Annotated in this window: 9 protein-coding genes; 2 read left to right on the top strand and 7 right to left on the bottom strand. The window is 64.1% G+C overall.

The window, feature by feature from the left end; genetic code table 11:
- Positions 1 to 87: 87 nt before the first annotated feature.
- Positions 88 to 1,674 carry a Hint domain-containing protein gene (locus tag KVX96_RS09540; RefSeq protein ID WP_261194170.1) on the top strand — a complete coding sequence of 529 codons (1,587 nt, stop codon included), beginning with the start codon at positions 88 to 90 and terminating at the stop codon, positions 1,672 to 1,674.
- 1 nt (position 1,675) lies between these two features.
- Here KVX96_RS09540 and uvrA read toward each other — a convergent pair whose 3' ends face one another.
- Positions 1,676 to 4,543, bottom strand: coding sequence for an excinuclease ABC subunit UvrA (gene uvrA / locus KVX96_RS09535; RefSeq protein WP_261194169.1), 2,868 nt, complete (start codon positions 4,541 to 4,543; stop codon positions 1,676 to 1,678).
- Between the two features lie 273 nt (positions 4,544 to 4,816).
- On the opposite strand from uvrA, the gene KVX96_RS09530 reads away from it, so the two are divergent.
- Positions 4,817 to 7,003, top strand: coding sequence for a VWA domain-containing protein (locus tag KVX96_RS09530; protein WP_261194168.1), 2,187 nt, complete (start codon positions 4,817 to 4,819; stop codon positions 7,001 to 7,003).
- A gap of 179 nt (positions 7,004 to 7,182) precedes the next feature.
- On the opposite strand, the gene KVX96_RS09525 is transcribed toward KVX96_RS09530, so the two are convergent.
- The 6 genes from KVX96_RS09525 to KVX96_RS09500 form a co-directional block, all read right to left on the bottom strand.
- On the bottom strand, positions 7,183 to 7,617 hold the full coding sequence (locus tag KVX96_RS09525; RefSeq protein WP_261194167.1) for a hypothetical protein: 435 nt from the start codon (positions 7,615 to 7,617) through the stop codon (positions 7,183 to 7,185).
- Positions 7,618 to 7,810: 193 nt separating this feature from the next.
- A complete protein-coding gene (lpdA, locus tag KVX96_RS09520; protein WP_261194166.1) occupies positions 7,811 to 9,205 on the bottom strand; it encodes a dihydrolipoyl dehydrogenase in 1,395 nt (464 codons plus the stop codon).
- A gap of 119 nt (positions 9,206 to 9,324) precedes the next feature.
- Positions 9,325 to 9,897, bottom strand: coding sequence for a DUF924 family protein (locus tag KVX96_RS09515; protein ID WP_261194165.1), 573 nt, complete (start codon positions 9,895 to 9,897; stop codon positions 9,325 to 9,327).
- Between the two features lie 76 nt (positions 9,898 to 9,973).
- Complete coding sequence (locus tag KVX96_RS09510; RefSeq protein WP_261194164.1) at positions 9,974 to 11,257, bottom strand: MFS transporter; 1,284 nt, start codon at positions 11,255 to 11,257, stop codon at positions 9,974 to 9,976.
- An 81-nt stretch (positions 11,258 to 11,338) separates the two neighbouring features.
- A complete protein-coding gene (gene queA / locus KVX96_RS09505; protein ID WP_261195426.1) occupies positions 11,339 to 12,397 on the bottom strand; it encodes a tRNA preQ1(34) S-adenosylmethionine ribosyltransferase-isomerase QueA in 1,059 nt (352 codons plus the stop codon).
- A gap of 8 nt (positions 12,398 to 12,405) precedes the next feature.
- On the bottom strand, positions 12,406 to 15,699 hold the full coding sequence (locus tag KVX96_RS09500) for a DUF3971 domain-containing protein (RefSeq protein ID WP_261194163.1): 3,294 nt from the start codon (positions 15,697 to 15,699) through the stop codon (positions 12,406 to 12,408).
- Between the last annotated feature and the right edge of the window lie 7 nt (positions 15,700 to 15,706).

Raw genomic sequence — 15,706 nt, 5'->3', positions numbered from 1 at the left:
CGTGCGAGAACAACGGCATCAAGCCGATCCGCAGAGAAACAAAGGCTGCGCCGGGCCAATCCCCTGCGCATGTTGGGGTAAGAGCAGATGCCGACGGCACAGGAACTGTCGATCAACACGAACGCCACGGCCGAGGATATGGCCAACGCCATTTTCGGCGACGGCGTCGCCGTCTGGACAGCCAGCTACTCCGGCGATGCGCTCTCCTCCGGGATCTACTCTGGCGCGGACACCACCGTCGCAGGCGTAGCGCCGGGCGATACCGGTGTCATCCTCTCCACTGGATACGTGCGCGATTTCACCAACAGTGATGGCAGCACCAACACCAACCAGTCGGCCGGCACGTCGACCAACACAAGCGGCGTGAACCGGGACAGTGATTTCGACGCGCTTGCCGGCGCAACGACACGCGATGCCTCCTTCCTTGAAATCTCCTTCGTGCCGCAGGGCGATTTCATCACCATCGATTTCGTCATCTCTTCCGAGGAATACCCGGAATACGTTAACAGTCAGTTCAACGATGTTGTCGGCGTCTGGGTGAACGATCAGCTTGCCCAAGTCACCATCGGCGATGGCTCCGCCTCCATCGGCAACATCAACGGCGACGACACCCAGAACCTCTACGTCGACAACACCGGCGATCAGTACAACACCGAAATGGACGGCTTCACCATCACGCTGACCTTTGTCGCGCCGGTGAACGCGGGGGAATTCAACACGCTCAAGATTGGCGTCGCGGATGTGGCGGATTCGAGCTACGACACCAACCTGCTGATCGCGGGCGGCTCGGTGCAATCGAGCATCGTGGCGCAGGATGACAGTGTCACCATCCCCGGCGGCCGCAGCGCCACGCTGGACGTGCTCGGCAATGACACGACCTCCGCCGGTGGCGTGCTCACAGTCACCCATATCAACGGCACTGCCGTTGTCGCGGGCCAGCGTGTAGAACTGGCCACCGGGCAATTCATCACGCTCAACGACGATGGCACGTTCTTCATCGAGCGCGACAATGACACAGAGACCGTCTACTTCAACTATGAAGTGCAAGATGTTGATGGCAATACAGATACCGCCATCGTTGAGATCATTCAGGAAGCCCCTTGCTTCGCGGAGGGCACCGCGTTGCTCACCGACAAAGGGCCGGTGCCAGTGGACGCAATCACCGCTGGCATGAAGGTCTGGACACGGGACTCCGGCTTTCAGACCGTCCGATGGATCGGCAGCCGCTGCGTGGACGCGACGGGCAAGGACGCCCCGATCCTGATCCGTGCCGGAAGCTACGACGCGCAGAAGGACGTGCGCGTTTCACCGCAGCACAGGGTGCTCGTGGGCGGCGTCTGGGCCGAACTTCTGTTCGGCGAGGACGAGGTGCTGGTGAAGGCCAAGGATCTGGTGAACGATGCCACGGTGTGCGTGGATCGCTCCCGCGAGACGATCACCTATTTTCACCTGTTGTTTGACAGGCACGAGATCATCTCGGCCAGCGGGCTGTTGAGCGAGAGCTATCACCCCGGGCCGCAGACGATGAGAGGGTTTGACCCGGAAACCCAAAGCGAAATCATGCGCTTGTTTCCCGAACTTGATGTGGGTACGGGGCGCGGCTACAGCCCCGCCGCGCGCCGCTCGCTCCGCTCTTTCGAGGCGGCAACCCTAATCAGCGCGCTCGCGGCTTAATCTACTCTGCCGCCATCCGCCGCTTGACCCCGGCTTCCAGCAGATCCTTCAGGTAATGCCCCGTATGGCTGCGCGGCTCCTTCACGATGTCCTCAGGCGTGCCCACGGCCACGACCTCGCCGCCGCCATCACCACCCTCGGGGCCGATGTCGATCACCCAATCAGCGGTTTTCACCACGTCGAGATTGTGTTCGATCACCACCACAGTGTTGCCCTGCTCTACCAATTCATGCAGCACTTCCAAGAGCTTACGAACGTCTTCGAAATGCAGCCCGGTGGTGGGCTCATCCAGAATATAGAGCGTGCGGCCCGTAGAGCGCTTGGCCAGTTCCTTGGACAGCTTCACCCGCTGCGCCTCGCCGCCGGAAAGCGTCGTGGCCTGCTGGCCGACCTTGATATAGTCGAGCCCCACGCGGGAAAGCGCTTCCATCTTGTCGCGGATCGCGGGCACCGCCTGGAAGAACTCGCGAGCATCTTCCACTGTCATATCAAGCACATCGGCGATGCTCTTGCCCTTGAACTTGATCTCCAGGGTCTCGCGGTTGTAGCGCGCGCCGTTGCAGGTCTCGCAGGTCACGTAGACATCAGGCAGGAAGTGCATCTCGATCTTGATAACCCCATCGCCCTGACAGGCCTCGCAGCGCCCGCCCTTCACGTTGAAGGAAAACCGCCCCGGCTTGTAGCCGCGGGTTTTCGCCTCCGGCAGACCGGCAAACCAATCGCGGATCGGCGTGAAGGCCCCGGTGTAAGTGGCTGGATTGGAACGTGGAGTCCGGCCGATGGGGCGCTGGTCGATGTCGATCACCTTGTCCAGATGCTCAAGCCCCTTGATCGTTTCGCAAGGGGCCGGCGTCTGCCGCGCGCCGTTCAGGCGCATCGAGGCTGTTTTGAACAGGGTTTCGATGGTGAGCGTGGATTTCCCGCCCCCCGAAACGCCGGTGACACAGACGAATTTCCCAAGCGGGAACTCCACCGTCACGTCTTTCAGGTTGTTGCCGCAAGCCTTTACAACCTTTATCTTTTTCTTGTTCCCCTTGCGCCGTTCGGCGGGCACGTCAATGGCGCGTTCCCCGGAGAGATACTGCCCCGTGAGCGAGGCCGGATCGGCGGCGATCTGCTGCGGCGTGCCTTGCGAGACGACTTGCCCACCATGCACCCCGGCGCCAGGGCCGATGTCGAACACGTAGTCAGCCTCGCGGATGGCTTCCTCGTCATGTTCCACCACGATCACCGTATTGCCTTGATCGCGCAGGTTTTTCAGCGTGCCGAGCAGACGGTCATTGTCGCGCTGGTGCAGGCCGATGGAGGGCTCATCGAGCACGTAGAGCACGCCTGTCAGGCCGGAGCCGATCTGGCTCGCAAGCCGGATCCGCTGGCTTTCGCCGCCGGACAGTGTGCCGGCGGAGCGCGAGAGCGTCAGGTACTCAAGGCCGACATTGTTCAGGAATCCAAGGCGTTCGCGAATTTCCTTCAGAATGGCGCGGGCGATTTCGTTCTTCTGGTTCGTCAGGCTTTCGGGCACCGTCTGGCACCATTCGTATGCCTCGCGGATCGACATCTGCACCACCTGCCCGATGTGCAGCCCGGCGATCTTCACCGCGAGCGCTTCCTCGCGCAGGCGATAGCCGCCGCAATCGCCACAGGGGCGGTTGTTCTGGTAGCGCTCGAATTCCTCGCGGATCCAGTTGGAATCCGTTTCCCGGTAGCGGCGCTCCATGTTGGGAATGACGCCTTCGAAGCTGCGCGTCACCTCGTAGACGCGGCCGCCTTCATCGTAGCGGAAACGGATCTCATCCTCGCCGGAGCCATGCAGGAAGACCTGCTGCACATGGGCGGGCAGATCCTTCCAGGGGGTGTTCTTGTTGAATTCGTAATGGCGGGCGATGGCCTCAATAGTCTGCAGGAAATAGGGCGATTTGCCCTTCCGCCACGGGGCCAGCGCGCCGTCGTAGAGCTTGAGCGTGGCGTCGGGCACCACGAGGCGTTCGTCGAAGAACAGCTCCATCCCCAGCCCGTCGCAGGAGGGGCAGGCCCCGAAGGGTGCGTTGAAGGAGAAGAGCCGCGGCTCGATCTCGGGAATAGTGAAGCCAGACACGGGGCAGGCGAATTTCTCGGAGAAGGTAAAGCGCTCGGGCTCGCCCTCTTTCGGCGCGGTTTCGAGGATGGCGATGCCGTCGGCCAGATCCAGCGCGGTGCGCAGGCTGTCGGCCAGCCGGGTTTCCAGCCCCTCGCGCACGACGATGCGGTCCACCACGACGTCGATGTCGTGGCGGTATTTCTTGTCGAGCGTGGGCGGCTCGTCAAGCTCGTAGAAATCGCCGTCCACCTTCACACGCTGGAAGCCCTGCTTGCGCAACTCGAGGAATTCCTTGCGGTATTCGCCTTTGCGGTCGCGCACGATGGGGGCGAGCAGGAAGGCGCGGGTGCCCTCCTCCATCCCCATGACGCGATCGACCATATCCTGGACCTGCTGCGCCTCAATGGGCAGGCCGGTGGCGGGCGAATAGGGCGTGCCGACGCGGGCGAAGAGCAGGCGGAGGTAGTCGTAGATCTCCGTCACCGTGCCCACGGTGGAGCGCGGGTTTTTCGAGGTCGTCTTCTGTTCGATGGAAATCGCGGGCGAGAGGCCCGAGATGTGATCCACGTCGGGCTTTTCCATCATGTCGAGGAACTGGCGCGCATAGGCCGAGAGGCTTTCGACGTAGCGGCGCTGGCCTTCGGCGTAGATCGTATCAAAAGCGAGTGAGGATTTGCCGGAGCCCGAAAGCCCGGTGATCACCACAAGCTCATCGCGCGGGATGTCCACGTCGATGGATTTCAGATTGTGCTCGCGCGCGCCGCGCACTTCGATCTTCTTCAGCTCGGGCATGCCCCACCTCTTACCAGACGGGTAACAGATAGGCGATGTGGGGCGAGTCTCCAATGAGAAAATGCGAACATTGTGTGAACATGCGTGAGATTGCCGACACGTCCTGCCGTTGCGTTCGGGCCTGTCAATCAAATTCGCCGCGCAGAGAAGGGTTTGGCGCCCGACCTGCCGAAATCCGCTGAAAATTCCCCGCCATGTCCCGCCACCGGAGCTTTACCTGAAACTGCCTGTGCCGCTAGCCTTGCGCCATTGATTTGAACACAGGGTTTTTTCATGAAACGGATTTTGGCCACATGCGCCGCCATCTGTGCCGTGGCACAGGGGGCCACGGCACAGGAAGCGGAAAACAGCATTCTTGTACTAGATGCCTCAGGCTCCATGTGGGGCCAGATTGACGGCACCGCCAAGATCACCATCGCACAGGAGGTGGTGGCTGGGCTTCTTGGGGATCTGCCCGCAAGCCATGCCGTGGGGCTCACGCTCTATGGCCACCGCCGTAAGGGCGATTGCGCCGATATCGAAACGGTAATCGCCCCCGGTGCTGCCCGAAGCGAGGTGGAAGCCGCCGTGCGCGCGGTGAAGCCCAAGGGCAAGACGCCGATGACGGATGCGGTGAAGGCCGCCGCCGAGGCGCTGCGGTTCACCGAGGAGAAGGCGACGGTAATCCTGATCTCCGACGGGATCGAGACCTGCAACCCCGATCCTTGCGCGGCGGCGCGGCTTCTGGAGGAGACCGGCGTCGATTTCACCGCCCATGTGGTGGGCTTTGATGTCACCGATCCGAAAGCGCTGGCGCAGATGCAATGCCTTGCCGAGGAGACCGGCGGCACCTTCCGCACCGCAGCAAATGCTGACGAATTGGTGAGCGCCTTGCAGGCCGTGGCCATTGCGCCAGAGCCTGAGGTGCCGGTGACCGTGAATTTCCGGGCGATCGAGATGCCCGAGGGCGGCGACATCACCGATCCGCTGATTTGGAGCCTGACGGGAACAGAGCCACTCAAGGAGGGCCATGAGGCGGCCGGGTTTGCGCAGGTCCTGTTGCCCGGGAGTTATGTGGTCACCGTGCTGCGCCCCTCGGACGAGGCGACGGCGGAAGCCCGCTTCACGGTGGCGCAGGCGCCGCTGACGGTCACGTTGGACTTGCCAACCGCCCTGCCTGAGGCCAGCCTTGAGGCCCCCGAAAGCGCGATGGCGGGGGGCTCTGTGGATGTGGCTTGGACCGGGCCGGGCGGCGGTGAGGATTACATTGCCCTCGCCCTGCCCGATGCCGAGGAGGCCGCCTGGGAGACCTACGCCTATGTGCGCGATGGCAACCCGGTGGCCGTCCCCCTGCCCGCCACGGAAGGCGCTTACGAGCTGCGCTACGTGATGGAGGGCGGTTTCGCCTTGGCCCGCCGAACGCTGACGGTGTCTCCTGTCACCGCCACGATCACCGCGCCGCAGGCACCGCTTGCGGGGGCCGTTGTGCCGGTGGAGTGGACGGGCCCGGATTACAGCGGCGACTACCTTGCCGTCGTGCCCCCCGGTGAAGACGGCTGGATCACCTACAGCTACACACGTGACGGCGCGCCGCTGGATCTGCGCATGCCCGCCGAGCCGGGCGCTTATGAGATCGTCTACACGATGGATCGCGACGCGAAGATCATCGCGCGCGTGCCCATCACCGTGGCCGCGGCGCGCTTCGGGCTCGACTTGCCGGCCACGGCGGCGGCCGGATCGGTGATCGACATCCCCTGGACGGGGCCCGGGCACGCCGATGATTACGTGGCCATCACGGCACCCGACGCGGAAGATGGCGCGTGGATCACCTATGCCTACATGCGTGACGGCAACCCGGCGCGGCTCACCATGCCCGGCACGCCGGGGGCCTATGAGGTGCGCTACGTGCAGGGGCAGAACACCTCTGTTCAGGCCCGCGCGCCGATCGAGGTGACGGCGGTGAGCGCCGCGCTCCAAAGCCCGGCCTCGGTGGTAATCGGCACCCGTTTTGCCGTGGATTGGCAGGGGCCGAACGGTGAGGGCGATTACCTGACGATCGTGCCTATCGACGCGGCGGAGGGCGACTATGGAAATTACAGCTACACCCGCGACGGCAGCCCGCTTGAGATCACCGCCCCCACGGAGCCGGGTGCCTATGAGCTGCGCTACGTGGCCGACACCAAGCCGCTCGCCGTGCTGGCCCGCGTGCCGCTGACGGTAGAGGCGGCAAATGTCAGCCTGAGCGCCCCGGCGACGGCGGCTGCGGGGGCGACGGTTGCCGTCACGTGGGACGGCCCGGACGCGCCCTCGGATTACATCGCCGTGGGCGATGCCGAACGCGCCTATATCACCTACAGCTACACCCGGGATGGCAATCCGCTCCAGCTGAACGTTCCCGAAGAGCCGGGGGCTTACGAGATCCGCTACATCATGGATCAGGACGGCAAGGTGCTGGCCACCCTGCCCTTGCTGGTCGAGTAAAAGGAAACGCGCGGCCCCGGCACGGGGCCGCGCGTCTCAACGGCGATGTCAGAGGCGGCACGAGGCCACGGAGGGGCTTGCCGATGGCTGGGCAGCTTTCGCGGCTGCTCACCGGCTTTGGCACCTTTTGGAACAGTTTTCAGTAAGCCGATGAAGCGCGAGCTTCCAATACGCCTTCTCTATCGGGAGTCATCATACAAGATGGGGCTTTCTACAGCCCACCACGCCAATCCCCCAGCGAAGCCGGCCATCATTCCAACGGAAAAAATATAAGCCCATTCAAACCAATCATGCCACTCGTCGGTGGCGTACTTGAAAGAGAGCGCAAGGCCGACTGCGACCCCGGTCAGCAGACAGAGGCGACGTGTGCTCCGGAACAGGACGCGCAAAACCCAGCGCAATAGAATAAGAAAGGGCGCCGAAACAAGAAACACTGGAAGGATGAAAATCTGGCCAAGCAGCCAAGAGTCTAAAATTTCTTTGATTGTAATGGCTTCGCGAGTCGACAAAATCAGTCCAACAATGACAACAACCGCGCCAGCCTCTATTGCGCACAGGCAGCAAAAAATCTGATTCAGTAACTGGCGCAGAAATTGGCTGGTCTTCCCTTCCATGAATTGGTCAAACCTTCGCTGCTCTCCATCAAATCAGATTGCAGCCTATAGCTTTGCGGCATTGAGAAAGCATGCAAAAAGTAGGAAGGTCTGGAATTAGGCTAAACTCGCCTTCCGGTATTGAAAGAAGAGCACAAAAGCTTCGAGAGGCAGATCGCATGCCTCCCACTTTTTCGCGCCCCTGCCTTATCGATTAAAAGTGGATCGCCTTCCCGTAAGCGTCCAGCACGCTTTCATGCATCATTTCCGAGAGCGTCGGATGGGGGAAGACGGTGTGCATCAGGTCCTCCTCGGTGGTTTCCAGCTGGCGGCCCACCACGTAGCCCTGGATCAGTTCGGTGACTTCCGCGCCGACCATATGCGCGCCCAGAAGTTCGCCCGTCTTGGCGTCAAACACCGTTTTGATCATGCCTTCCGGCTCACCAAGCGCGATGGCCTTGCCGTTGCCGATGAAGGGGAAGCGCCCCACCTTGATCTCGTAGCCCAGTTCCGTCGCCTTCGCCTCGGTATAGCCGACGCTGGCGACCTGCGGCTGGCAATAGGTGCAGCCCGCAATACTTTCGGGCTTGACGGGATGCGCGTGCTGGCCCGCGATCAGCTCGGCGACCATGACGCCCTCGTGGCTCGCCTTATGGGCCAGCCAGGGCGCGCCGGCGATGTCGCCGATGGCATAGAGCCCGTTGACACCGGTGCGGCAATGGGCGTCCGTCACCACATGGGTGCGGTCGATTTTCACGCCGAGCGCTTCCAGCCCCAGCCCCTCCACATTGCCAACGATACCCACGGCGGAGATCACCGTATCGAACGTGTGTTTCTCCACCTTGCCGCCGGTCTCGATATGGGCGGTGACGCTGCCCTTGGCGCGGTCCAGCTGCTTGACCATGGCTTTCTCCATGATCGTCATGCCCTGTTTCACGAATTGCTTCTTGGCGAAGGCGGAAATCTCCGCATCCTCGACGGGCAGCACGCGGTCCATCACTTCCACAACCGTGGTATCAGCGCCCAGCGTGTTGAAGAAGCTCGCAAATTCGATGCCGATGGCACCGGAGCCGATCACCAGCAGTTTCTTGGGCATGCGCGGCGGGGTGAGCGCGTGTTTATACGTCCAGACGAGATCGCCGTCGGCCTCCAGCCCCGGCAGTTCGCGGGCGCGCGCGCCGGTGGCCAGAACGATGTTCTTGGCCGTCAGTTCCTCGCTGCCCTTTTCGGTTTTCACGCTGACTTTACCCAGCGCGGGGATGCTGGCCGCGCCCATCACCACGGTGACCTTGTTCTTCTTCAGCAGATGGCCGACGCCGCCCGACAGCTGCTTGGCCACCCCACGCGAGCGTTGCACCACAGCGTCCAGATCATAGCCGATCTTGTCGGCGGAAAGGCCAAACTCCTTGGCGCGCTCCATCAGATGGAACACCTCGGCAGAGCGCAGCATGGCCTTGGTGGGGATGCAGCCCCAGTTCAGACAGATCCCGCCCAGATGCTCTCGTTCGACGACGGCCACCTTCAGCCCGAGTTGCGCGCCCCGGATGGCGGCCACGTAGCCGCCTGGCCCGGCACCGATCACGATCATGTCGAAAGAGGAGGCAGCCATGTCAAACCCTTGCAGAAGTTGAATTGGTTTGACGTTAAACAATCCCGCGCAGCGGGGCAATCGCGCCGCGCCGCCGGTTCAGGCGGCGGAGCGCAAGCTTTTGAAATCGCGGGCCAGTTTCAGGCGCGCACCGCTTCCATCGCGGCGCTGTAGCCGCCCTGATCCAGAAAGGCGCATTCGGGTGCGGTGGTGGCCCGTTCCAGCGCCTCGTTGCGGTAGGGGAATCGCCCGAACATGCGGATCACCTCGCGGTGCGCCTTGGCATGGAACAGGTTCGCCTCGCCGCTTTCCGGCATCCGCGTCAGCATCAGGCGCACGCAGCGTTCCTGATCGTCAAGACATTCGGAATGCATCAGCGGCAGGTAGAAGAACTGGCGCGCAGGCTCGTCGATGCGCATGTCCCAATCCTTCTTGATCGAGATCTTCGCCGCCGCGCGGGCCGCGAAATCCGACGAAAACGCCTTGCCGGTGTTGCGAAACATGTTCCGGGGGAATTGGTCCATGAGGATGATATAGGCCAGCGCACCGCTCGGATACGTGAGCCAAAGGCCACAGCCGCCTTTCATCGCCATATTCCAGGTGGGTTCCGCCAGAGCCCGGACGCGTTCGTCCAACTCCTCCCCGCCGGCATACCAGCCTTCGGGGCCTATCTCGTCCAGCCAGAAGGCAAGGACGTCTTCAGGGCGTAGCATGTGCGGCCTCCATTTGCCGTGTCTCCCCCAGACAAGGGAATCGTTACAAATTATTCATACTTTAGCAAGGCTTGCGTTAACCTTTCGGTGCATCGGCTTGCGCGCTGTGGTTTTCCTCTTCCTGCGCGCTTTCGATGAACATCTCCTGCGCCACGCCAACGGCCACGGGCGAGGCGCTCGGCATGACCGGCGCGTAAGAGACGTTGTCTTCGCTTTGGGAAGGTGCCGGGCGCTGTGTCATCCGGTAGACGGCGTAGCCTGCGAGGCCCAGCATCAGGCCTGCGAGGATGCCCCAGTAGCCCCAGGGGCCGACGGTGGACATCACCCAGCCGGTGGTGATCGGGCCGATGATCGCGCCCAGACCGTTGATGAAGAGCAACCCGCCGGAGGCCGCCGCCATGTCCTCCACTTCAAGGAAGTCGTTGGTATAGGCGATGAGCAGAGCATACAGCGGGTTTGACGTGCCGCCGATCAGGAAGCCGCTGGCCAGCAGCAAGATGAAGTTGCCCCCGGAGAGCACCCCAAGCACGGCCCCTGCCCCGCCCACGGCGGCGACGATCATGATCAATGTACGGCGGTCCATCCGGTCCGAGATCCAGCCGATGGGAAACTGCAGCAAAAGTGCGCCGATGTAGATGGCGGAGACGAAGAGCGAGATCTGTTTCACCGTCAGACCGGCCTCGGTGCCGTAGACGGCGGACATACCGAACTGCGCCGAGAACACGCCGCCCAGCAGCGCCATACCCACGCAGCCTAGGGGTGAGATGCCGTAGAGCTCCTTGAGCGACATGCCTTTCGTGGTCTCAAACGCCGGCGTCGGGCTGATCGAGAGCAGGATCGGCGCGAATGAGATCGACACGAGCACGGACGGGATGATGAAGAGGATGAAGCCCGCCGGATCGCCAAAGGCCAGCAGGGCCTGTGCGGTGACGATGCCCGCCATCTGCACGATCATGTAGAGCGACAGCGCCTTTCCGCGGTTTTCATTGCTGGCGGCGTTGTTGAGCCAGCTTTCTGCCGTCACGTACACGCCGCAGAAACAGAAGCCGATCACCACGCGGCCCAGCGTCCAGGCCCAGGGGTGGGCGAAGGTCGGATACAGGATCAGCACGGCGGAGATCATCGAACCGAGGGCGGCGAAGACGCGCACGTGGCCCACCCTGCGGATCCATTGCGGCGCCAGCTTGGAGCCGCCAAGAAAGCCAAGGAAGTAGGCCGACATCACGATCGACATCTCGAAGGTCGAGAACCCCTCGATCGCGCCGCGCACACCCAGAAGCGTGCCCTGCAGGCCGTTGCCGACCATCAGGAGGAGCATCCCGAGCAGCAGCGCCCAGGAGTGGCTGAGGACCTGTAGCATGATCGTTTATCCTTTCGTCGCCTTCAGGATGGCATCCAGACTGTCACGTCTACCGCCTGAAAACGACGGAAAATTTTGGGTTCAGGGCTCGTTGGGGCACAACAGCGACGAATCGCCGTAGGAGAAAAAGCGGTAGTGATGGGAAATGGCGTGGCTGTAAATCGCTTTCATGCGCTCCATCCCCATCAGGGCAGAGACGAGCATCATCAGCGTGGATTTGGGCAGGTGGAAGTTCGTCATCAGCGCATCCGTGGCCTTGAAGGCAAAGCCCGGCGTGATGAAAATATCCGTCGGCCCCTCCCAAGCGCGCACTTCGCCCGCGTCGCGCGCCGCCGTTTCGATCAGGCGCAGCGCGGTGGTGCCCACGGGGATCACGCGGCCGCCTTGCGCGCGGGTCTCGGCGATCTCGCTCGCAGCCTGCTCCGAAACCGCGCCCCATTCGGAATGCATCTTGTGCTGACTCACGTCATCGACCTTCACCGGCAGGAAAGTGCCCGCGCCCACATGCAGCGTGACATGGGTGAAGCCCACGCCGATCGCCGCGAGGTCGGCCAGCAGCGCATCATCAAAGTGGAGCGAGGCTGTGGGCGCGGCCACGGCCCCTGAGTTCTTCGCCCAGACCGTCTGGTAATCCACCTTGTCCTGCGCGTCGGCTGCGCGTTTCGCGGCGATATAGGGCGGCAGCGGCATGGCGCCGACGGCCTGCAGTGCAGCGTCGAAATCCTCGCCGGTGCGATCAAAGGCCAGAAGCGCTTCGCCCTCGCTCTTCTCCACCAGCCGCGCGGCGAGCAGATCGCCGAACAGGATGCTTTCGCCCACGGCGAGTTTCTTGAGCGGCTTGATCAGCGCCAGCCATGTGCCATCGGCGCGCGGCTCCAGCAGCGTCACCGAGATGCGCGCCGCCACCGGCCCTTGCGCGCTGTCGCGGTGGCGCAGGCCTTCGAGCCGCGCCGGGATCACCTTGGTGTCGTTCAGCACCAGCCTGTCGCCGGGGCGCAGGATCCTGGGCAGATCAAAGACGTGGCGGTCCAGCGTCTGGCTGGCCGTGGCCTGCAGCAGCCGCGCAGAGGTGCGTGGCACGGCGGGCCGTGTGGCGATCAGATCGTCCGGCAGATCGAAATCGAAATCGCTCAGCTTCAGGCTCTGGGTCATTCGGACACCTCCGGCGGCGGGCGGCGGAAAATATCGCGGAACATGCCCGGCGTGAGCAGCGACAGCGGGTTCACCTGCGTGCGCGGTGCGCTGACCGGGCCGATGAGCCGGTAGGAGAAGCCAAACAGCCCCTCGCCACGACGCGTCAGCGCCGCACCGACCGAGTTGACAAGATAGACGGGCGAGACAACCCCTTGGAAATCCATCTGTTTCTCCGCAAACGCATAGGTGCCATCGATCGAGATCCCCATCGAGGCCCCAACCGCGCTGCCCCGTGTGATCACCAGCCGCTCCGGCGTCAAGACGAATTCCCCCTCCACCTCGTCAAAGACGATGCCATTGCCGTTGAGTTGATCCAGCAGGCCCACCACGCTGACCGCGCCCAGCATCTCGGCCAGCGCCGGCGCGCCACGCAGGCGCAGCTTGCCCATGCGCAGCGTGCCGTCATAGTGGCCCGCTTGCGCACGCGAGCGCAGGCGGATTTCCAGCCCGTCGGAATTGGCGTTCTTCAGCACGCCAAGCGCGGCCAGCACCGCGCCGCCATCCGCCGCCACAAGATCATAGCCCACCCCGGCAGGCGTGGTGATCTGCTGGCCGGTGACAGGCGCGACGCCGTTGAGCCGCCCGGTGAAGCGCCCTGCCCCCTCGCCCGCGCCGAACTGGCCGCGGAACGCGCTCAGGTAGATATCGCCCGCGATCTGTAGCCGGTCCATCGCCACGTTCACGGGCGCGCCGCCGCCGTTGCCGCTGCCTTCAGGCAAGGCCGCGCGGCGCAGATCCAAGAGGCTCCCGGTGAGGGAGAGTGCCGGGGTCTGCCCCTGATCCCGCCCGCGCAGTTCCGCGCGTGTTTTCAGCCAGTTGCCAAGGCTGAGCTCGTCGAAAACAGCGCGGCTGAGGCTGCCGTCCGGGCGTAAGGCAACGTTGCCGGACAGCGATAGCCCCGCTGCATCCAGCGCGATCAGGTCAATGGCGGGTGGCGTGGAGAAGGCCCCTTCCATCCGAAGCTGGCCGTCCGCGCCGGGAGCCTTGCGCCAGCCAAGGGCGGCGATGTTCAGGCCAAGCCCGGCCAGATCGGCCTCCAGCGCAAAACTTGGCGGCTCTTCCGGACGGAGGGCAATCTCCATCCGCCCCTGCGCCTTGCCGGAAAACGCCTCGGGCGGCAGACCGATGCGGAAGCTCTCGGCCAATTGCGGCGAGAGATCGAGCACCCCGGTGACCGAGCTGCCTTCCTTGAACGCCGCGCCCAGCGGCTGCCGCCAGAGCGCGTTGAACCCCACGCCGTCCAGATCGCCCGCGCCGCCGATGCGGATCGAGTCTGCGTCCACGGCCACATCCATCACCGGGGCCGAGAGCACGCGCCCCGGCACCAGAGCCTCGCTGCGGACCTCTTCGATCTGGCCCGTCACGGTGAAATCCACGTCCGGCCCGCGCGTCTCCTTGCTGAGCGGCAAGACAAGCTGCGCCTCGGCATGGGCCAGCCCCTCGGCCAGATCCGGCTGCCGCCCGGCGCGGGAGATCAGGCGCAGGGGGCGCAGATCCAGCAGGTGCAGAAGATCGCCCAGATCGGCCTCGGCCTTCAGATCCACCTGCCCGATGCTGGGCCGAATGCGCATATCTCTGATGCGAAAACTGCTGCCCGAGACATCGGCCACACGCGCCCCCTCGCGCACCTCGCCCTCGGTGATATGGATGGCAAAGCTCGGCCCGTCGATCTGCCCATAGCCGCGCGCGGCAGAAATCGGCGGGTAGTTGGGCAGGAAATTCACCTCCGCCCCTTCATATTCGAACGCAAGGCTCGCCACCGGATCCGTGCCGGGCGCAAGACGCAGGGCGACGCGGCCATTGAAGCCCGTGCCGCCGCGCAGGTTGTTCACCATCCAGTTGCGCGTCTTGGCACGCAGCGACAGCGGCCAGTAGCGCACGAGCGCATCGGTCGAGAGCCTGTCGGCCTGCGCATCCAGCGCCACATGCCAGCCGTCCGCCTTGGCCTCGGCGCGCCCCTTGGCCTGCAGGCGGGTTTCGCCGTCAAACAGCGTGGCCTGCCCGACGCGGATCAGGAAAGGCGAGAAGCGGAAATGCAGATCCACAGAGGCATCGGCGAAGGCCAGCGGTTCAGCAAAGAGATCGCCGCCGGGGCTCTCCACGCCGGTGAGCGCAAGCTGGGCCACGAGCGCCTTTGGCACGCCATTCTCCCAGTCTTTCAGGTAGGCCTTGCCCGCACCGGAGGCCTTAAGCGCGTCGGAGCGCAGCTGCAGCGCCTCCACGGCAAACATCGCGCGGGCGAAATCATAGCGCAGCTCGGCGCGGGCGGCCTGCAGGCTGACAGGCGCCGTGGCCGGGTTGGGCTGCAGCTTGCCCGCGCCGATCTCCAGCGTGCCGGAGAGATCGGTGAAGGCCCCCTCCGGCGTGAAGCCGATGGCGGCGGTGAGGGACACCGGCGCATCCACGCCGGTGAGGAAGGCCGCGATGGGCTCATGGGCGGCCAGAAAGCGGGCGTCCACATTGGAGAGCGCGAGGGTGAAAGCGGCCTCGGCGCTGTCGGATTTCGTGCGCGCGGTCAGCGCCAGATCCGCCTGAGCGCCGCCGTAGCCGGGCAGCTTCAGGCTGGCCTCGGCCTCAAGGCCTTCCGCGCCCCGGTTAAGCGCCACGCGGCCGGCGTCCGCCTCGCTGATGACGCCGCGCAGGGCGTCCTCGAAGCGCAGGGAAATGCCTTTCGCCTCGGCGCGCTCCACACGGGCCAGCCCCTGCGTGTCCAGCAGCGCTTCCAGCGCGTCCACCATGCCGGGCAGATCGTCAAACACCAGCGCCTGCCCGCCGGGCGCGCCGAAATCGAGGTTGAAGCGCCCATCCGCGCCCCGTTGCAGCAGAAGCCGCGTGTCTTCGATCACCAGCCCCGTGGGCACAACGCTCCCTGAAAGCGCGGCACGCGGCGCGATGGATAGCGCGATCCGCCCGACCTGCGCGATCTCGGTGCCGGCAGTGTCGCGCAGCGTCACCTCGCGCAGCAGCGCCGTGGGTTCGCCACGGGCATTGATCAGCACGCCGACGCCCTCAAAGCCAAGATCGATGCGCTCTGTTACCCCGTTGATGCGGGCCTCGATGCGGGATTTCAGCCAGCCCGGCGCGGTGAGCGCCTGATGGCTGCTGGCCAGAACGGTGATCAAAATCACAGCCCCCGCAAGCAGCAAAACGCAACCGCCCAGCAGGCTGAGCACAAGCCCCCGCCTGCGGCTTCGGCGCGTCTGGCCGTCTGTTTCCGTCATCCCTGCCCGCCCCGTGACATGCGCCATTCCCGCT

This window comes from Pseudoruegeria sp. SHC-113 (assembly GCF_025376885.1).
In the GTDB taxonomy this organism is placed as follows: domain Bacteria; phylum Pseudomonadota; class Alphaproteobacteria; order Rhodobacterales; family Rhodobacteraceae; genus Pseudoruegeria.
Note: the sequence above shows the minus strand (reverse complement) of the source record. Positions and strands in the feature narration are given on the sequence as shown.